The sequence below is a fragment of the Pseudomonas sp. DWP2-2 genome (assembly GCF_049897065.1).
In the GTDB taxonomy this organism is placed as follows: Bacteria; Pseudomonadota; Gammaproteobacteria; order Pseudomonadales; family Pseudomonadaceae; genus Aquipseudomonas; species Aquipseudomonas paracarnis.
Map to the genome: position 1 here is coordinate 459,197 of NZ_JAFCVN010000003.1, position 19,279 is coordinate 478,475.

The following is a 19,279-nucleotide window of genomic DNA, read 5'->3' on the forward strand; positions in this document are numbered from 1 at the left end:
TGCCGGCCTCTCTGTCAGGATCGCCATCATGTTGCTGATGCTCTACCTCGTCGCCATCACCGCCGAAGCCATGACTGGCGCCCTGTCCGCGGGTCGGCGTGGCATGGACTGGTTTGGCGTGGTGCTGATCGCTTGCGTGACAGCCCTGGGCGGCGGTTCGGTGCGCGATGTGTTGCTCGGCCACTACCCGCTGACCTGGGTCAAACACCCGGAATACTTGGTACTGACCTCTGTTGCGGCGCTGGTGACGATCTTTATCGCACCGCTGATGCGCCACCTGCGCTCGCTGTTCCTGGCGCTGGATGCGGTGGGGTTGGTGGCCTTCACCCTGATCGGCTGCATGACCGCCCTGGAAATGGGCCACGGCATGTTGGTGGCGTCGGTCAGCGGGGTCATCACCGGGGTATTCGGCGGCATCCTGCGGGATATCTTCTGTAACGACATCCCGCTGATCTTCCGCCGCGAGCTGTATGCCAGCGTGTCGTTCCTGGCTGCCTGGTTCTACTTGCTGTGCCTGTACCTGAAGCTGCCCAGCGAGCAAGCGATTCTGCTGACGCTGTTCAGTGGCTTCCTGTTACGCCTGCTGGCGATCCGGTTTCACTGGGAAATGCCCAAGTTCGTCTACAACGACGATGTGCACTAGCGGGCCGCGTGTTGCTCCAGCGCCCATTCCACGTGTTCGCGTACCAACTCCGACGGGTAGTCCCGCCGCGCCTTGAGTGCTTCCAATACCGGAATGCTGGAGGGCGCATTGCCCAGGCCCACCGCCAGATTGCGTAACCAGCGCTCATAACCGGCACGGCGCAGGGGCGAGCCCTCGGTGCTGCTGAGGAATTTATCCTCGTCCCACATAAACAATTCGGCCAGTTCTGCGTTATCCAGATTGTGCCGTGGCTTGAAATCGCTTTCGGCGGTAGGTCGAGCGAAACGATTCCACGGGCAAACGATCTGACAGTCATCGCAGCCAAATACCCGGTTACCAATCAGTGGGCGCAGGTCTTCGGGGATAGCGCTCTTGAGTTCGATGGTCAGGTACGAAATGCAGCGTCGCGCGTCCAGCACGTAAGGGCCGACGAAGGCGTTGGTGGGGCAGATGTCCAGGCACGCCGTGCAGCGGCCGCAGTGTTCTGTGGCGTGGGGTGGGTCTACCGGCAACGGTAGATCGACAAACAGTTCGCTCAGGAAGAAATAACTGCCGGCCTTGCGGTTGAGAACCAGGGTGTTTTTACCGATCCAGCCCAGGCCCGCTTGCTCGGCAATGGCTTTTTCCAGGACGGGCGCGCTGTCGACGAAGGCGCGAAAGCCGAACGGCCCGATCTGCGCCTGGATGCGGTCGGCCAGTTGCTGCACGCGCTTGCGGATCAGCTTGTGGTAATCGCGGCCCAGGGCGTAGCGCGAGATGTAGGCTTTTTCTGGTTGGGCCAGCAATTGCGCCATCTGGGTGTCGCCAGGTAGGTAGTCCATGCGCAGTGAAACCACGCGCAGGGTGCCGGGCACCAGCTCTTCGGGGTGGGAGCGTTTGCTGCCGTGGGCGCCCATGTATTCCATCTCGCCGTGGTAACCCGCGTCGAGCCAGCGTTGCAGGTGCTGTTCATGCTCAGCCAGGTCGAGGCCGCTGATGCCCACTTGTTGAAAGCCCAGCTCGCGACCCCAGTCTTTGATCGATTGGGCGAGGGCGGGCAGATCGGAGGTAATAGCAGGCATGAGACAGGGGAAACCACAGGTTAGATGCGTATAATTCTGCCAGACATCGGAGCTTGAAGACGCATGCCTCAGACAAAACACCCAATTACCGACGTTCAGCTGTTGTTGCCCGGCCATTTGCCGCAACTGGCTGCGCGTTCCCCGGACGCCCATAAGGGCCAGTTCGGCCACCTGTTGGTCATCGGTGGTGACCGTGGCTTTGGCGGCGCAGCGTTGCTGAGCAGCGAAAGTGCCCTGCGCAGCGGCGCCGGCATGGTCTCGCTGGCGACGCGGCCGGAACACGTGCCGGCCGCTCTGGCTCGGCTGCCGGAGGTCATGGCCGTCGGCGTGAGCTCGGCCAACCAGTTGATGGGCCTGCTGGAAAAAATCTCGGTGATCGTCATTGGCCCAGGCCTGGGCGATGACGCCTGGGGCAAGAGCCTGTTGTCGGTCGCGGCCAATGCCAGCGTGCCGCAGGTGTGGGATGCCGACGCGCTCAATCAACTGGCCACTGGCAGCGTCGAGCTGCCGGCCAACTGTGTGATTACCCCTCATCCGGGCGAAGCTGCGCGTTTGTTGGGGCTATCGACAGCCGAGGTTCAGGCAGATCGCCTTAAGGTGGCGCGCGCGTTGAGTCAGAAATTCAATGCAGTGGCTATCCTCAAGGGTGCTGGCAGTTTGATTGCAAGTCCGGATGGACGGCTTGCCCGTTGTGATCAAGGCCATCCGGCGATGGCGACGGCGGGGCTCGGTGATGTCTTGGCCGGTCTGGTCGGGGCACTATTGGCTCAGGGGATGCCCGCGTACGAAGCGAGCTGCCTGGCCGTGTGGTTGCACGCGACCGCCGGAGACCGCCAGGGTAGTTTTGGTCGCGGCTTGGCTGCCAGCGACCTGATCCCCGCCATTCGTCAATTGCTGGAGGAGCAGTCGCCGTGCCTGAAGTAATTCTTTTCCTGGCAGATGAAGAGGCCATGGTCGCGTTGGGCCAGCGTATTTCACAGGTCACGCAAGGGGCCGGGTTGATCTTTCTCGAGGGTGACCTGGGCGCAGGCAAAACCACACTGTCCCGAGGGATTATTCGCGGCCTTGGCCATACCGGCGCGGTAAAAAGCCCGACCTTCACGTTGGTCGAGCCCTACGAGATCGGCGACGTGCGTGCTTTCCACTTCGACCTCTATCGCCTGGTCGATCCGGAAGAGTTGGAGTTCATGGGCATCCGTGATTACTTCGACGATGATGCGCTGTGCCTGATCGAGTGGCCAAATAAAGGCACAGGCTTTTTGCCAAAGCCGGACCTGACCATTACCATTACGCCGCATGAGCACGGACGTCAGCTGAAGTTGTTGCCCCAGAGCCCACGCGCTGAGTCGTGGTGTGCTGCTCTGGCATTGGAATTCAAATAATTGGTGGGGTTAGGTATGCGCTTTCGCGCGTTGGTTGCTGTCGTGGGGGTGTTGCTTGCGGCAATGACTGTCAATGCTCTGGCTGCTTCACAGGTGAAAAGTGTTCGTCTGTGGCGAGCGCCGGATAACACGCGACTGGTGTTCGACCTGTCTGGCCCGGTCCAGCACAGCGTCTTTACCTTGACGGCGCCTGATCGCCTGGTGATCGATATCAACGGTGCCAGCCTGGCCGCGCCGCTGAAAGTCTCCACCGCCAACACGCCCATCACCGCCATGCGCTCTGCCCAGCGTACGCCGACCGACCTGCGTGTGGTCATTGACCTGAAAAAGGCCGTGACCCCCAAAAGCTTCTCCCTGGCCCCCAACGCCCAGTACGGCAACCGCCTGGTGGTCGACCTGTTCGACAACCCCGCCGACGCCGCACCGCCGCCTGCGCCAACGCCAAGCGTGGCGACGGTGCCTGCGGTGCCGGTCAACCCTTCGCAACCCCAAGTCAAGCTGCCACCGCCGCCGCCTGCACCGGCAGGCAAGCGCGACATTATCGTGGTGATCGACGCCGGCCACGGTGGCGAAGACCCGGGGGCTTCCGGCTCACGGGGCCAGCACGAGAAGGACGTGGTACTGGCCATCGCTCGTGAGCTGCAACGCCAGGTCAATGGCATGAAAGGCTACCGCGCCGAGCTGACCCGTACCGGTGACTACTTCATTCCGCTGCGTGGCCGTACTGAAATTGCCCGTAAGAAGGGCGCGGATCTGTTTGTGTCCATTCACGCCGACGCCGCGCCTTCAACCGCTGCCTTTGGCGCCTCGGTATTTGCCCTGTCGGATCGCGGCGCCACCTCCGAGACTGCGCGCTGGCTGGCCGACAGTGAAAACCGTTCAGACTTGATCGGCGGGGCCGGCAACGTTTCCCTTGATGACAAGGACAAGATGCTTGCCGGGGTGCTGCTCGACCTGTCGATGACGGCCTCGCTGACTTCCAGTCTTAACGTCGGGCAGAAAGTGCTGAGCAATATCGGTCGCGTGACGTCGCTGCATAAACAGCGTGTGGAACAAGCCGGGTTCATGGTGTTGAAGTCGCCGGACATCCCGTCGATCCTGGTGGAAACCGGGTTTATCTCCAACGCCAACGAAGCGTCGAAACTGGCCAGCGCCAGTCATCAGCAAGCGCTGGCGCGCTCGATCAGCGCCGGCGTGCGCCAGTTTTTCCAGCAAAACCCGCCGCCGGGCACCTATATCGCCTGGTTGCGCGACTCCGGCAAAATCGCCCAGGGCCCGCGTGACCATCGTGTGCAACCCGGTGATACCGTTGCCATGCTGGCGGTCCGTTTCCAGGTCACGCCTGCTGCCTTGCGCAGCGCCAATAACCTGAAAACCGACGAGTTGAAGATAGGCCAGGTGTTGACCATCCCCGGCACTTCATTGGCGGCGCAGTGATGAGCGAATCCACCTTGAACAGCGGCTCGCGCATTGAATTGCTCAGCCCGCGCCTTGCCAACCAGATCGCCGCGGGTGAGGTGGTTGAACGCCCGGCGTCGGTCATCAAGGAGTTGCTGGAAAACAGCATCGACTCCGGTGCCAAACGCATTGATGTCGATGTGGAGCAGGGCGGCGTCAAGCTGCTGCGGGTACGTGACGATGGCAGCGGCATCTCTTCGGATGACCTGCCCCTGGCCCTGGCCCGTCACGCCACCAGCAAGATCCGCGACCTGGAAGACCTGGAGCGGGTCATGAGCCTGGGCTTTCGAGGCGAGGCCCTGGCCTCCATCAGCTCCGTGGCCCGTCTGACCCTGACCTCCCGCACCCGCAGCGCCGAGCAGGCCTGGCAGGTGGAAACCGAAGGCCGCGACATGGCGCCTCGGGTCCAGCCGGCGGCGCATCCGGTGGGCACCTCGGTGGAAGTGCGCGACCTGTTCTTCAATACCCCGGCGCGGCGCAAGTTCCTCAAGGCCGAGAAAACCGAATTCGATCACCTGCAAGAAGTCATCAAGCGCCTGGCCTTGGCGCGTTTCGATGTGGCGTTTCACCTGCGTCACAATGGCAAGACCATCCTCAGCCTGCACGAAGCCAACGACGACGCCGCACGTGCTCGGCGGGTGGCAGCGGTGTGTGGCAGCGGGTTCCTGGAACAGGCGCTGCCGATTGAGATCGAGCGCAATGGCTTGAGGTTGTGGGGCTGGGTCGGGTTGCCGACGTTCTCTCGAAGCCAGGCCGACTTGCAGTATTTCTTTGTGAACGGCCGGGCGGTCCGCGACAAACTGGTGGCCCATGCGGTACGCCAGGCTTATCGCGATGTGCTGTTCAACGGGCGGCACCCGACCTTTGTACTGTTCTTTGAGGTTGACCCTTCGGTGGTCGACGTCAACGTGCACCCAACCAAGCACGAAGTACGTTTCCGTGATGGGCGCATGGTGCATGACTTCCTGTATGGCACGCTGCACCGTGCCCTGGGTGATGTGCGCCCGGATGATCAATTGTCGGCGCCGATCGTCACCGCGGTGGTGCGCCCGAGCGGTCCCGAGGCCGGCGAGTTCGGGCCGCAAGGTGAAATGAGCCTGGCGGCCAACCTGCTGCAATCGCCCCAGGCGCAGCCAGCCTACACGGCGCCGAATTCGGGTGCCGGTGCGGGTTATCAGTACCAATACACACCGCGCCCGCAATCGACGGCGCCGGTGGCCGAAGCCCAGGCGGCGTACCGTGAGTTTTTCGCGCCGTTGCCGGGTGCCGAGCCGGGTGCTGCTGTGGCGTTGCCCGAAGGCGGCGGTGATATCCCGCCGCTGGGCTATGCCCTGGCGCAGCTCAAAGGCATTTATATCCTCGCCGAAAACGCCCATGGCCTGGTGCTGGTGGACATGCACGCTGCCCATGAACGGATCATGTACGAGCGCCTGAAGATCGCCATGGCCAGCGAAGGCCTCAGCGGCCAGCCGCTGCTGGTGCCCGAATCCCTGGCGGTGAGCCAGCGTGAAGCCGACTGCGCAGAAGAACATCACGGTGTGTTCCAGAAGCTGGGCTTCGAGCTGCAACGCCTGGGCCCGGAAACCCTGGCGATCCGCCAGATTCCCGCGCTGCTCAAGCAGGCCGAGGCCAACCGCCTGGTGGCCGATGTGCTGGCCGACCTGATGGAGTACGGCACCAGCGACCGTATCCAGGCGCATATCAACGAATTGCTCGGCACCATGGCCTGCCACGGCGCCATCCGCGCCAACCGCCGCCTGGCCCTGCCGGAAATGAACGGCCTGCTGCGCGACATGGAAAACACCGAGCGCAGCGGCCAATGCAACCATGGCCGACCGACCTGGACCCAGATGGGCCTGGATGATCTGGACAAACTGTTCTTGCGCGGCCGCTGATGAGTGCCTTGCCCCCCGCCATTTTCCTGATGGGCCCCACGGCCGCCGGCAAGACCGACCTGGCCATCGAGCTGACCAAGGTGCTGCCCTGTGAGTTGATCAGCGTCGACTCTGCCCTGGTTTACCGGGACATGGATATCGGTACGGCCAAGCCGTCGAAGGCGCTGTTGGCCCAATATCCGCACAAGTTGATCGACATCATCGACCCCGCGCAGAGCTATTCGGCGGCGGACTTTCGCACCGACGCCCTGGCGGCCATGGCCGAGATCACCGCGCGCGGCAATATCCCGCTGCTGGTGGGCGGCACCATGCTCTATTACAAGGCGTTGCAGGAAGGCTTGGCCGATATGCCGCCTGCCGATGCCCAGGTGCGCGCCGAACTTGAAGATGAGGCTGCGCGCCTTGGCTGGCAGGCCCTTCACGATCAGTTGGCGGCGGTAGACCCGGTGTCTGCGGCACGTATTCACCCCAATGACCCACAGCGGCTCACACGCGCCCTGGAAGTCTGGCGCGTCAGTGGCCAGACCATGACTGAACATCGCCTGAAACAAACTGCGCAAAGTACTGATGCAGGCGCATCTGGACAGTCACAATTGCCCTATACTGTGGCGAATCTGGCCATCGCTCCGGCAAACCGCCAGGTGTTGCATGAACGAATTGCACAAAGATTCACAATAATGTTGGAACAGGGGTTTGTGGACGAGGTCGTAGCATTGCGTTCAAGAGGCGACCTGCATGCAGGGCTGCCTTCGATACGTGCTGTAGGCTACCGCCAAGTCTGGGATCATCTGGATGGCAAGCTGACGTCCGCCGAAATGCAGGAGCGCGGCATCATTGCCACGCGCCAATTGGCGAAGCGCCAGTTCACCTGGCTGCGCAGCTGGAGCGATTTGCACTGGTTGGACAGCCTGGACAGCGACAATCTGTCACGCGCCTTGAAATACTTGGGAACGGTCTCCATATTGAGCTGAGTCCTTGCAATTGCCGTCTATCCTTGGGGGTGTGACGGCCATAAGCTATCTATTTTCCGATTTTTTATTATTGATCCTTAAAGGAGTGCGGCACATGTCAAAAGGGCATTCGCTACAAGACCCTTACTTGAATACTTTACGTAAAGAGAAAGTTGGGGTTTCCATCTATCTGGTCAACGGCATCAAGCTGCAAGGTACGATCGAGTCGTTCGACCAATTCGTTATCCTGCTGAAAAACACCGTCAGCCAGATGGTTTACAAGCACGCTATCTCGACAGTCGTTCCAGTTCGTCCAATCCGTCTGCCTAGCGCAGCAGGTGATGAACAGGGTGACGCTGAGCCAGGTAACGCCTGATAGGAGTCTCCTTTGTTCTTTGAGCGCCACGGTGGTGGTGAGCGAGTAATCCTCGTTCACTTGGATGGACAGGACCCTGAGGCGCGCGAAGATCCGCAGGAGTTTCAGGAGTTGGCAAATTCGGCCGGCGCCGAGACCGTTGCGTTTTTTAACGTGCCGCGTCATCGGCCAACCGCCAAATACCTGATTGGCAGCGGCAAGGTCGAGGAACTGCGCGACCTGGTTCATGCCGAAGAAGCCGATCTGGTGATCTTCAATCACACCCTCACGCCCAGTCAGGAACGTAACCTCGAACGTGTTTTCGAGTGTCGCGTGATCGACCGTACCGGTCTGATTCTCGATATTTTCGCCCAACGCGCCCGCACCCATGAAGGTAAGCTCCAGGTTGAACTGGCCCAGCTTGACCACATGAGCACGCGCCTGGTTCGCGGCTGGACTCACCTTGAGCGTCAGGGTGGCGGTATCGGCATGCGTGGCCCGGGTGAAACCCAGCTGGAAACCGACCGGCGTCTGCTGCGGGTTCGCCTGCGCCAGATCAAGGGCCGCCTCGAAAAAGTGCGCAGCCAGCGTGAACAGTCGCGACGTGGCCGTTCCCGTGCGGATATCCCGACCGTGTCCCTGGTGGGGTACACCAACGCCGGCAAGTCCACGTTGTTCAATAACGTGACCAAGTCGGATGTGTACGCGGCCGACCAACTGTTCGCTACCCTCGACCCGACCCTGCGGCGTCTGGACATCGACGACCTGGGGCCGATTGTGCTGGCCGATACTGTGGGTTTCATTCGTCACCTACCCCACAAGCTCGTCGAGGCATTTCGGTCTACGCTCGAAGAGTCGAGCAATTCCGACCTGCTGTTGCACGTGATCGATGCGGCCGAACCGGATCGCATGTTGCAGATTGAACAGGTCATGGTGGTGCTGGGCGAGATTGGTGCCCAGGACTTGCCGATCCTCGAGGTCTATAACAAACTCGATTTGCTTGAGGGCGTTGAGCCACAGATCCAGCGCGACGAGAACGGCAAGCCCCAGCGGGTCTGGCTGTCGGCGCGAGATGGCAGTGGTTTGGAGCTGCTGGAACAAGCCATTGCCGAATTGCTCGGCAGCGATTTGTTCGTCGGCACCTTGCGCTTGCCGCAGCGTTTTGCTCGACTGCGTGCGCAGTTTTTCGAGTTGGGCGCGGTACAGAAAGAAGAGCACGACGAAGAAGGTGTCAGCTTGCTGGCCGTTCGATTGCCACGCTCGGAACTCAATCGGCTGGTCAGCCGAGAGGGTGTTGTACCGGCAGAGTTCATCGAACAACACACTTTGCAATAAAAGCCTGAGAAAGCGGTTGTGCCGCAGTAGCAGGCATTCTGTAGCATTGGTCGGCGCGCCGTGGGTGCGTCTTTGCTTTATCAGATGGAGAGCGCTATGGCTTGGAATGAGCCGGGTGGCAACTCGAATAATCAGGATCCTTGGGGTGGTAAGCGCCGCAATAATGGCGACCGCAAGGGGCCACCGGATCTCGACGAGGCCTTCCGAAAGCTGCAGGAAAGCCTGAATGGGTTGTTCGGTGGTGGAAAAAAACGTGGTGGTGACGACGGCGGTCGCACAAGCAAGGGCGGTGGCTATGGCCTGCTGGGCCTGGGTCTTGTCGTGCTCGCGGCCGTATGGCTGTACAGCGCGGTCTACGTGGTGGACGAGCAGGAGCAAGCCGTGGTGCTGCGCTTCGGCAAGTACTACGAGACTGTCGGGCCAGGCCTGAACATCTATTTCCCGCCGATCGACAAGAAGTACATGGAGAACGTGACGCGTGAGCGTGCGTACACCAAGCAGGGCCAGATGCTGACCGAAGACGAGAACATCGTCGAAGTGCCGCTGACCGTGCAGTACAAGATCAGCAACCTGCAAGACTTCGTGCTGAACGTTGATCAGCCGGAAATCAGCCTGCAACACGCAACCGAAAGTGCCCTGCGCCACGTGGTGGGTTCCACCGCCATGGACCAGGTGCTCACCGAAGGTCGTGAGTTGATGGCCAGCGAAATCAAGGAGCGTCTGCAACGCTTCCTCGACACTTACCGCACCGGTATCACCGTTACCCAGGTGAACGTACAGAGCGCAGCGGCACCGCGTGAAGTGCAGGAAGCCTTTGACGACGTGATCCGTGCACGTGAAGACGAGCAGCGTTCGCGCAACCAGGCTGAAACCTATGCCAACGGCGTTGTGCCGGAAGCCCGTGGTCAGGCCCAGCGCATCCTTGAAGATGCCAACGGTTACCGCGATGAAGTGGTCTCCCGCGCCAAGGGTGAGGCAGATCGTTTCACCAAGCTGGTCGCCGAGTACCGCAAGGCTCCTGAAGTGACCCGCGAGCGTCTGTACCTGGACACCATGCAGGAAGTCTTCAGCAACACCAGCAAGGTTCTCGTGACCGGCAGCAAAGGTGGGCAGAACAACCTGCTGTACCTGCCGCTGGACAAGATGATCGAAGGTGGTCGTAGCGGCGCCAGTGCACCGTCCACCGGTTCGAATGCCGCTGCCAACGAAGCGAGCGCCCGTGCGGCCGCTGACTTGCTGCAACAGCAAACACGTACCAGGGAGAGCCGTTGATGAGCAATAAATCGCTGACCGCCCTGATTGTGGGCGTCGTCGTGGTCATCGCTGCCTGGAACTGCTTCTACATCGTCGCTCAGACCGAGCGTGCGGTGCTGCTGCAATTCGGTCGCGTGGTCCAGGCGGATGTCCAGCCGGGCCTGCATGTGAAAGTCCCCTACGTCAACCAGGTGCGCAAGTTCGACGCCCGCCTGATGACCCTGGATGCACCGACACAGCGCTTCCTGACCCTGGAAAAGAAAGCCGTGATGGTTGACGCCTACGCCAAGTGGCGCGTCAAGGATGCCGAGCGCTTCTACACCGCGACTTCCGGCCTCAAGCAGATTGCCGACGAGCGTTTGTCCCGTCGTCTTGAATCGGGCCTGCGTGACCAGTTTGGTAAGCGCACCCTGCACGAGGTGGTATCCGGTGAACGTGATGCGCTGATGGCTGACATCACTCGCTCGCTGAACACCATGGCGGAAAAAGAGCTGGGTATTGAAGTGGTCGACGTTCGCGTCAAGGCCATTGACCTGCCCAAGGAAGTAAACCGCAGCGTGTTCGAGCGTATGAGCACCGAGCGTGAGCGTGAAGCGCGTGAGCATCGCGCCAAGGGTAACGAGTTGGCTGAAGGCATCCGTGCCGATGCCGACCGTCAGCGTCGTGTACTGCTGGCAGAAGCCTATCGTGAGTCTGAAGAGGCTCGTGGTGACGGCGATGCTCAAGCCGCGGCGATCTACGCCAAGGCCTATGGCCAGGACCAGGAGTTCTACGCGTTCTACCGTAGCCTGCGTGCCTACCGTGAAAGCTTCGCGAACAAAACCGACGTACTGGTGCTGGACCCAAGCAGCGACTTCTTCCGCTACCTGGAAAAGTCCAAGTAACCAGCCCGTGATTCTGTAAGGCGCACTCCGTCGGGCGGCTAAAATGTCTGGCGGGGTGATCCTTTCAGAAAACGGGTGTATGATGCGGCAGCCGGGAAATTCCCGGCTTTTTTGCGTCTGCATGTTTGATTCGGCAGGCGTGACAGGTTTTTCGAGGAAAGTGCCCGACGAGGCCGTTTGCAGGCCGTTCGTCACGTCGCTCTTGCGCGTGGTTTATGCAAGGGGCGGGTATTTTCTGCTTCACTCAAGGCTCGGCCGAGGGCTGGCCGCCCGGATCAAAGGGGAATGGCGTAATGGCAACGGTAGACCGCTGGCTGCTGCCAGATGGCATCGAAGAAGTACTGCCACCAGAAGCTGCGCGCATTGAAGTAGCGCGTCGCCAGGTGTTGGATCTGTTCCAGAGCTGGGGTTACGAGTTTGTCGTGACTCCCCATATTGAGTACCTGGAATCCCTGCTGACCGGCGCGGGCCAGGACCTGGATCTGCGCACCTTCAAGGTCATCGACCCGCAATCGGGCCGGCAAATGGGGTTCCGTGCCGACATCACGCCACAAGTGGCGCGCATCGATGCGCACACCCTGCGTCGTGAAGGCCCGAGCCGTCTGTGCTACGCCGGCAGCGTACTGCATGCCCAGCCGCGCGCGTTGTCGTCTTCCCGTAGCCCGATCCAGTTGGGCGCCGAGTTGTACGGCGATGCCAGCCCGAGCAGCGATGTGGAAGTGATCAGCCTGATGCTGGCCATGCTGCAACTGGCGGATGTGCCGGACGTGCACATGGACCTGGGCCACGTCGGTATCTACCGTGGCCTGGCGCGTGCTGCCGGGTTGTCCGGTGAAGTGGAGCAACAGTTGTTCGATGCCCTGCAGCGCAAGGCGATCGATGAAGTGATCGCTCTCACCGAGGGTGTGCCTGCTGAGCTGGCTGGCATGCTGCGGGCGCTGGTAAATCTGTGCGGCGGCCGTGAAGTGCTGGTGGCTGCGCGTGAGCGCCTGGCCAATGCGCCGGCACCGGTATTGGCGGCACTGGATGATGTGCTGGCAATTGCCGAGCGCCTGTCAGCACGGTTCCCGGAGCTGCCGCTGTATTTTGATCTGGGTGAATTGCGCGGCTACCACTACCACACCGGTGTGGTGTTCGCGGTATTCGTCCCGGGTGTTGGCCAGGCCATCGCCCAAGGTGGTCGCTATGACGATATCGGCGCCGACTTCGGTCGTGCGCGTCCGGCCACTGGTTTTTCCACCGATTTGAAAACCCTGGTGACCCTGGGGCGTGCTGAGGTCGAGCTGCCGTCTGGTGGCATCTGGATGCCCGACAGTACGGACGCAGCGCTCTGGCAGCAGGTTTGCCAGTTACGCCGTGAGGGTCAGCGTGTAGTCCAGGCCTTGCCTGGGCAGCCATTGGCCGCCGCCCGTGAAGCGGACTGCGACCGGCAATTGATTCAGCAGAACGGGCTTTGGCAAGTATCGCCACTGGCTTCTTGAGTTTTCCTGCCGGCCATCGCCGGCACCAAGTTTGCGCGAATGAGGACAAGTGTTATGGGTAAGAATGTCGTAGTCCTGGGCACCCAATGGGGTGATGAGGGCAAAGGCAAGATCGTTGATCTGCTGACCGAACATGCTGCCGCCGTAGTGCGCTACCAAGGTGGCCACAACGCTGGCCACACCCTGGTCATCGATGGCGAAAAAACCGTCTTGCACCTGATCCCGTCGGGTGTCCTGCGCGAAGGCGTGCAGTGCCTGATCGGCAACGGCGTGGTGGTTGCGCCTGACGCCCTGCTGCGCGAGATCACCAAGCTGGAAGAAAAAGGCGTACCGGTGCGCGAGCGCCTGCGTATCAGCCCGTCCTGCCCGCTGATCCTGTCCTTCCACGTTGCGCTGGACCAGGCCCGTGAAAAGGCGCGTGGCGAGCTGAAGATCGGCACCACCGGTCGCGGCATCGGCCCGGCCTACGAAGACAAGGTTGCACGTCGTGGCCTGCGTGTGGGCGACCTGCTCAACATGCCGCGCTTTGAAGACAAGCTGCGTGAACTTGTGGATTACCACAACTTCATGCTGGTCGGTTACTACAAAGAGCCAGCCATCGAGTTTGAAAAGACCCTGGCCGAGTGCAAGGAATACGCTGAGCTGCTCAAGCCGCTGATGCTGGACGTGACGGCCGAGCTGCACGACCTGCGTCGCGCTGGCAAGGACATCATGTTCGAAGGTGCCCAGGGTTCGTTGCTGGACATCGACCACGGTACCTACCCGTACGTGACCAGCTCCAACACTACTGCTGGCGGCGTTGCCACCGGCTCGGGCGTTGGCCCGATGTTCCTGGACTACATCCTGGGCATCACCAAGGCTTACACCACCCGTGTAGGTTCCGGTCCGTTCCCGACTGAGCTGTTCGACGACGTTGGCGCACACCTGGCCAAGCAAGGTCACGAATTCGGCGCCACCACTGGCCGTGCTCGTCGTTGCGGCTGGTTCGATGCCGTTATCCTGCGTCGCGCTATCGATGTGAACAGCATCTCGGGCATCTGCCTGACCAAGCTGGACGTACTCGACGGTCTGGAAGCCATCAACATTTGCGTCGGCTACAAAGACGCCCAAGGCAACGATGTTGCCCCGACTGACGCTGACAGCTACGTGGGCCTGCAGCCTGTGTACGAAGAAGTGCCAGGCTGGACCGAATCGACCGTGGGCGCCAAGACCCTGGAAGAGCTGCCAGCCAACGCCCGCGCCTACATCAAGCGTGTGGAAGAGCTGATCGGTGCGCCGATCGACATTATTTCGACGGGTCCGGACCGCAACGAGACCATCGTTCTGCGTCACCCGTTCGCGTAATAAGCTGTTGATGTGAAAAGCAAAGGGCTCCTTCGGGAGCCCTTTGTCGTTTCTGCCTGGCAAGCGGCACGACCCTTGCTGTGTTTCCCTCTTTCGAGGTGCTATCAAATTAGTGGCACCCGTGGTGGAGGGATTTCCAGTGTCTGCCGTTCTCTCGTTGTTACAAAGCCGTCTGTTGCGGCCGGTGTTCGTTACCCTTGGTATCGCTCTTTTGGTGCAAGTGCTGGTGGCCGTCGCGCTGACGCGGAGCACGGTGACGGCGCTGGAAGCCGATTTGGGCAATCGCCTGGGCATAGATAGCCAGAAGTTGTCTGGTGAACTGGCCCAGGCTGGCAAGGAAGTCACGTCCAGCCTGGACAGCCTCTCCGCCAGCACGCGCCAGCGCCTCACAGCCGGGCTTTCCACGCGCTTGCAGGAAGAGCAAAAGCAGTTGCGTGCGACGCTGGAAAAAGACCTGCAGGACTCCGCCAATGACATGGCGCAACTGCTGGCCTCGGTCGCGCCCCGTGCCATGTGGGACAGTGACGTGCCGACCCTTTCTGAGTTTGCCCGCCGGGCCCAGCGCAACCCCAATGTGCTGTTTGTGGTGTATGACGACGCCGCAGGCGAGCACCTGACCCGATACCTGAACCGCGAAAACCCGATCAACCAGGCCCTGCTGGCAAAGGGCGCAGGGGAACGTGCCCTGGACAAGGTGCTGGACGCGGCCAAGACAGACCCCTCCGTGTATTACGTCGAAGCCTCCATCAGCCCCAACGGTGTGGAAATCGGCAAGGTGCGCATGGGCGTGTCGACCGCTGCGGTTGAGGCCGACCTGCAAGCCTTGGATAAGCGCTTTGCCGCGCTGATCGCCAGCGGTGATCAACTGGTGGGTGACAGCCTCAAGGGAGCCGCCGCTGACAGCGCCAACGCCATGGGCGCCCGGCTGCAATCGGCGCAAGCCACTGCCACGCAAATGACGGCCAATACCGCCAGCGCCGTGCAAGACGCGGCGGGCACCCTGCGTTGGCGTATCGGCATGGGCCTGGCACTGGTGGGGCTTGGGGTATTGCTGCTGATCGCCATTGTGCTGGGGCGACGCGTGGTCAATCGCCTGAAGTTGCTGATTGCCGCGATGGATGATCTGGCGGCCGGCGAGGGTGACCTCACCAAGCGCGTGCAGATCAATAGCAAGGATGAAATCGGCGATATGGCCTCGGCGGTCAATCGCTTTGTGGATAAGTTGCAGCCCATCGTGCGCGAGGCGGGCGACGTGGCCCAGCGTACCGGTGTGGAAATCGGTGCCATGACATTGCGCAATGCTGGCGCCGATGCGGCGGCGGGCTTGCAGCGTGATGAAGTGGCCGAGAGTTTGCGCGCTTTGTCGCAAATGGCCGACGAGGCCCAGGCCGAAAGCCACGCTATGCAGGCGGCCTTGCAGCAGGTGGTGGATATTCGCCAGGCCACGGATGAAAACTCACGAACCTCGGCTGAAGTCGGTAGCTTGATCGAGGCGTTGGCGGGGCAGGTGCAGGCCGGTTCCCAGGTGATCGAACGGCTGGCGCAGCAAAGCGAGCAAATCGAGGTCGTGCTCACCGTGATTCACGGCATCGCCGAGCAAACCAACCTGCTCGCTCTCAACGCGGCCATCGAGGCGGCACGGGCTGGCGAGACTGGGCGCGGCTTTGCGGTGGTGGCCGATGAAGTGCGTGCGCTGGCGAGCAAGACTCAAAGCTCCACTGGCGACATCCAGGCGCATATCGTGGCATTGCAGCAGGGCGCACGTGAGGCGGTGGAAACCATCGGCAAGGCGGGGCGCCAGGCCAGTGAGGGCTTGCTGGTGCTGCGCGACAGCGCGCGCTTGCAGCAGACGGTGCAGGCTTCTGTGGAGCAGGTGCATGCGGCGATTGGCCTGGCGACGCGTGCGGCTGAGCATCAGGCCCAGGGCGCGCATGCGGTGCGTGGGCGCGTGGAGGTGATCCATGCCCAGGCGGAGCGTGCGGCGCAAGCGGTGGTGGAGACGACGGCCAGTGGGAAGGTGCTGGATGGGTTGGCGGCGCAGTTGAAGGCGAGCTTGGGGCAGTTCAGGGCGTGAGGTTGTCTGGACGGGCTTCATCGCAGGCAAGCCAGCTCCCACATTCAACTGCATTCCAAAGTTGGAGCGCGGTCAACTGTGGGAGCTGGCTTGCCTGCGATAGCTGTTTCAGCGGCTCAAATACATCCGCGTCGTAAGTAGATACACCGGCAACCCCGACACCAGAATCAACAACGCTGCATACGGCGCCGCCGCCGCAAATTCCACATTCGAGGTATGCGCCCAGACGGCCGTTGCCAAGGTATTCAGCCCGGTCGGGCTCAGCAGCAATGTCGCCGTCAATTCCTTCATCGCATCCAGGAACACCAAGGCAAACGCCGCCCCCAGCGCCGGAAAGATAATTGGCAACGTCACCCGGCAAAACGCACTGAAGGACGATGCGCCTAACGTGCGCGCAGCCTCTTCCAACTGTGGCGCCGCCTTGTTCAGCGCTGTACGAATCGGCGCCTGGGCCAGTGGCAAAAACAGCAGCGCATAAGCAATCAGCAGCAATGCCGAGGTCTGGTACAGCGCCGGCACGTAATGCAGGGCGAAATACACCAGGGTCAACGCAATCACCAGGCCGGGCAGGGCATGCAGTAAGTACGGCAAGCGTTCGGCCCATAGCGCCAGTTGCCCTTTGTAGCGCACCACCAGCAAACCAACCGGTACTGCCAGTACCAGGCACAGTGCGGCGCCGCCCAGCGAGAGCGCCAGGGAAGACAGCAGCGCCTCACCGATCTCGGCCATCGGAAACGCTGCCGACGAACCGACTGCCAACCAATACCCGAGCATTCCCAGTGGGATGCCACTGCCAATGATCGCCAGCGCCAGGCAATACACCTGGCCCAATGGCGCCCACCTGCCCAGTCGAACCTGCTCGGCGTGCCGCGCCGCGCCCTGGCCGATGCGCACGTGCCGGCCTTTGCCGCGTACGCGCAGTTCCAGCCATAGCAGGGTCAGGCACATCACCAGCAGCACTGCCGAGAGCATTGCCGCATTGGCATTGCTGAACTCCAGTTCGAACTGCTGGTAGATCGCGGTGGTGAAGGTCTGCAGCCCAATGATCGACAGCGCGCCGAATTCCACCAGCATGTGCAGTGCGATCAATAGTGAGCCGGCCAGCAGCGATGGCCACAGCAGCGGCAAGGTGATGCGAAAGAACACGCCCCAGCGGTTGAGCCCCAGCGTGCGGGCCGATTCTTCCAGGGAGGGGTCAAGATTGCGTAGCGTTGCCGCCACCGGCAGAAATACCAGCGGGTATTTGGACAGGCTCATCACCAGGATCGCGCCGCCAAGCCCCTCGAACTGGGCGCTCAGCGACACCCAGGTAAAACTGCTGACGAACGCCGGCACCGCAAACGGCAGGCACAGGATCACACCCCAGATGCGCCGCCCTGGCAGGTTGCTGCGTTCCAGCAGCCAGGCCAGGGACAGGCCGATCACGCCGCAGGTCAGGGTCACGCCGACCATGAGCGCCAGGGTGTTGCGCAGCAGTCCGAACACATAAGGCCGCCACAGTAGATGCACCGCCTCCGTCCAGCCCGCCTGCCAGGCTTTGAGCCCGACGTAGGCGAGCGGCAACAGGCTCAGGCCAACCAGCAACAGCACAGGTAGCAGCAGCCAGATCGACGGGCGTTTGCGACGGGGGGTGAACCCCGCGACGGAAAGCGATGGGTTCATCAGTTCAGGCCAACGTCACGTTCCAGTTCCAGGGCTTCTTCGGCGTTACCCAGGTCTGCGGGGGTGACCTTTGGTGGCTGCAGTTCGCTGAATGGCTTGAGGCCGCGGTTCGATTCCATGCCCTTGCGCAGCGGGTATTCGGCCGACGTGTTGGTGATCACGCGCTGGCCTTCTTCACTGGCCATGAATGCCAGCAGTTGCTGAGCTTCTTTGGGATGTTTGCTGGATTTGAGTGCGGCAGCGGAAGATACGGTGATCAGGCCGCCAGCATCACCATCGGTGAAGTAGTGCAGTTGGGAATCCAGATTGGTTTTTTCCTTTTTCAGAGCAAACCAGTAGTAGTTATTCACCAGCACGGTGGCTACTTCGCCTTTTTCCACGGCCTTGAGGGCGACCATATTGTTGCTGTACACCTTGCCGAAGGCGCGCAAGCCGGTCAGCCACTCTTCGGCAGCTTCGCGACCGTGCAGCTTGATGATTGCCACCGCTTGTTCCTGGAAGGCGCCGCTGGTGGGCACGAAGCCGACCTTGCCTTGCCACTCGGGGCCGGCGAAATCCAGGACGGATTTGGGCAGGTCCTTTTCAGCAATCAGTTTTGGGTTGAACGCCACGACACGGGTGCGTGCAGTCACGCCCATCCAGTCGCCGTTGCGGCCAACGTAATCCTTGGGCAGCACGTCCAGGGTGCTGGCATCAATTTTTGCCAACAGGCCTTGCTCGCCGAGTTTGTTCAGGGGCGGTGATTCTTCGGTGTAGATGACGTCTGCAGGGGAGCGCTCACCTTCTTCGACGACCTGGCTGGCCAGCTGGTTGCTGCTACCTTTGCGCACGTTGACGTGGATGCCGGTCTTGGCTTCGAAGGCCTTGGCGAGTTCATCGCCGACTTCTTTGTGTTGGCCGTTGTATAAGGTCAGGGAGACCTTGTCGGCAGAATGGGCGGCGGGCGAGAGCAGGGTCAGGCTGAGTAGGGTGAGGGTCAGGCCGCGCAGAAGGGATGTCTTGAGTCGATTGTCACGGATCATCATCCGAAGTGTTCCTCGCTTATGTGCAACAAATCATTGCAAGGATAAACGATAAATCTTCTCAAGTGCGGATGAGGGGAAAATCACTGGGGAAGTTTTCAAACCCCGGAAACGAAAAAACCCGCTTTCGCGGGTTTGATCTGAATTTGGTGCCCAGGAGAAGACTCGAACTTCCACGACCTTGCGATCACCAGCACCTGAAGCTGGCGTGTCTACCAATTTCACCACCTGGGCATTATCTAACAACGTTGCCGCTGTTGATGGGGCGAACTATACGGCGGGGCTTTTGATCTGTAAACCCCTGATTCGAAAAATATAAATCAATTTTTCCGTTAAAAATCAGAGGCATGAAACGAAAAAACCCGCTTTCGCGGGTTTGATCTGAATTTGGTGCCCAGGAGAAGACTCGAACTTCCACGACCTTGCGATCACCAGCACCTGAAGCTGGCGTGTCTACCAATTTCACCACCTGGGCAGAA

16 protein-coding genes and 2 tRNA genes are annotated in these 19,279 nt (G+C 61.1%); 13 read left to right on the forward strand and 5 right to left on the reverse strand.

Annotated features, from left to right (window positions below):
• Nucleotides 1–25: 25 nt before the first annotated feature.
• A complete protein-coding gene (locus ACP7CZ_RS09510; protein ID WP_169918769.1) occupies nt 26–643 on the forward strand; it encodes a trimeric intracellular cation channel family protein in 618 nt (205 codons plus the stop codon).
• Here ACP7CZ_RS09510 and queG read toward each other — a convergent pair.
• Nucleotides 640–1,704: a tRNA epoxyqueuosine(34) reductase QueG gene (queG, locus tag ACP7CZ_RS09515; RefSeq protein ID WP_034125645.1), complete on the reverse strand. Its 1,065-nt coding sequence runs from the start codon at nt 1,702–1,704 to the stop codon at nt 640–642. The genes ACP7CZ_RS09510 and queG overlap by 4 nt on opposite strands.
• Nucleotides 1,705–1,767: 63 nt before the next feature.
• Between queG and ACP7CZ_RS09520 the strand changes: the two genes are divergently transcribed.
• The 12 genes from ACP7CZ_RS09520 to ACP7CZ_RS09575 all read left to right on the forward strand — a co-directional run bounded on the left by ACP7CZ_RS09520 (nt 1,768) and on the right by ACP7CZ_RS09575 (nt 16,116).
• Nucleotides 1,768–2,628, forward strand: a complete 861-nt coding sequence (locus ACP7CZ_RS09520; RefSeq protein ID WP_054896264.1) for an NAD(P)H-hydrate dehydratase — start codon at nt 1,768–1,770, stop codon at nt 2,626–2,628.
• Nucleotides 2,616–3,086: a tRNA (adenosine(37)-N6)-threonylcarbamoyltransferase complex ATPase subunit type 1 TsaE gene (tsaE, locus tag ACP7CZ_RS09525; RefSeq protein ID WP_014716665.1), complete on the forward strand. Its 471-nt coding sequence runs from the start codon at nt 2,616–2,618 to the stop codon at nt 3,084–3,086. Before ACP7CZ_RS09520 ends, tsaE begins: the two co-directional genes overlap by 13 nt.
• Nucleotides 3,087–3,101: 15 nt before the next feature.
• Nucleotides 3,102–4,523, forward strand: coding sequence for an N-acetylmuramoyl-L-alanine amidase (locus ACP7CZ_RS09530; protein ID WP_003188054.1), 1,422 nt, complete (start codon nt 3,102–3,104; stop codon nt 4,521–4,523).
• Nucleotides 4,523–6,439, forward strand: a complete 1,917-nt coding sequence (gene mutL / locus ACP7CZ_RS09535; RefSeq protein ID WP_054918857.1) for a DNA mismatch repair endonuclease MutL — start codon at nt 4,523–4,525, stop codon at nt 6,437–6,439. The genes ACP7CZ_RS09530 and mutL overlap by 1 nt, the downstream gene beginning before the upstream one ends.
• Complete coding sequence (gene miaA, locus ACP7CZ_RS09540) at nt 6,439–7,410, forward strand: tRNA (adenosine(37)-N6)-dimethylallyltransferase MiaA (protein WP_072445892.1); 972 nt, start codon at nt 6,439–6,441, stop codon at nt 7,408–7,410. The genes mutL and miaA overlap by 1 nt, the downstream gene beginning before the upstream one ends.
• A 94-nt stretch (nt 7,411–7,504) precedes the next feature.
• On the forward strand, nt 7,505–7,765 hold the full coding sequence (hfq, locus tag ACP7CZ_RS09545) for an RNA chaperone Hfq (RefSeq protein ID WP_003188059.1): 261 nt from the start codon (nt 7,505–7,507) through the stop codon (nt 7,763–7,765).
• Nucleotides 7,766–7,777: 12 nt separating this feature from the next.
• Entirely contained in the window at nt 7,778–9,079 is a 1,302-nt protein-coding gene (gene hflX / locus ACP7CZ_RS09550; RefSeq protein WP_003188061.1) for a ribosome rescue GTPase HflX, read from the forward strand.
• A 96-nt stretch (nt 9,080–9,175) separates the two neighbouring features.
• Entirely contained in the window at nt 9,176–10,351 is a 1,176-nt protein-coding gene (gene hflK / locus ACP7CZ_RS09555) for an FtsH protease activity modulator HflK (RefSeq protein WP_003188062.1), read from the forward strand.
• The gene (hflC, locus tag ACP7CZ_RS09560; RefSeq protein ID WP_003188064.1) at nt 10,351–11,217 is read left to right on the forward strand and encodes a protease modulator HflC; all 867 of its coding nucleotides are present in this window, start codon (nt 10,351–10,353) and stop codon (nt 11,215–11,217) included. Before hflK ends, hflC begins: the two co-directional genes overlap by 1 nt.
• Before the next feature lie 293 nt (nt 11,218–11,510).
• The gene (locus ACP7CZ_RS09565; protein ID WP_034125649.1) at nt 11,511–12,698 is read left to right on the forward strand and encodes an ATP phosphoribosyltransferase regulatory subunit; all 1,188 of its coding nucleotides are present in this window, start codon (nt 11,511–11,513) and stop codon (nt 12,696–12,698) included.
• 54 nt (nt 12,699–12,752) lie between these two features.
• Nucleotides 12,753–14,042 carry an adenylosuccinate synthase gene (locus ACP7CZ_RS09570; RefSeq protein WP_014716669.1) on the forward strand — a complete coding sequence of 430 codons (1,290 nt, stop codon included), beginning with the start codon at nt 12,753–12,755 and terminating at the stop codon, nt 14,040–14,042.
• Nucleotides 14,043–14,181: 139 nt separating this feature from the next.
• Complete coding sequence (locus tag ACP7CZ_RS09575) at nt 14,182–16,116, forward strand: methyl-accepting chemotaxis protein (protein ID WP_294148193.1); 1,935 nt, start codon at nt 14,182–14,184, stop codon at nt 16,114–16,116.
• A gap of 108 nt (nt 16,117–16,224) precedes the next feature.
• Here the strand turns inward: ACP7CZ_RS09575 and ACP7CZ_RS09580 are convergent, their stop codons facing one another.
• The 4 genes from ACP7CZ_RS09580 to ACP7CZ_RS09595 form a co-directional block, all read right to left on the reverse strand.
• Nucleotides 16,225–17,778: an ABC transporter permease gene (locus tag ACP7CZ_RS09580; protein WP_294148190.1), complete on the reverse strand. Its 1,554-nt coding sequence runs from the start codon at nt 17,776–17,778 to the stop codon at nt 16,225–16,227.
• On the reverse strand, nt 17,778–18,803 hold the full coding sequence (locus ACP7CZ_RS09585; RefSeq protein ID WP_198790505.1) for an extracellular solute-binding protein: 1,026 nt from the start codon (nt 18,801–18,803) through the stop codon (nt 17,778–17,780). The genes ACP7CZ_RS09580 and ACP7CZ_RS09585 overlap by 1 nt, the downstream gene beginning before the upstream one ends.
• A gap of 144 nt (nt 18,804–18,947) precedes the next feature.
• Nucleotides 18,948–19,034, reverse strand: a tRNA-Leu gene (locus tag ACP7CZ_RS09590).
• 154 nt (nt 19,035–19,188) lie between these two features.
• Nucleotides 19,189–19,275, reverse strand: a tRNA-Leu gene (locus ACP7CZ_RS09595).
• Nucleotides 19,276–19,279 lie beyond the last annotated feature (4 nt).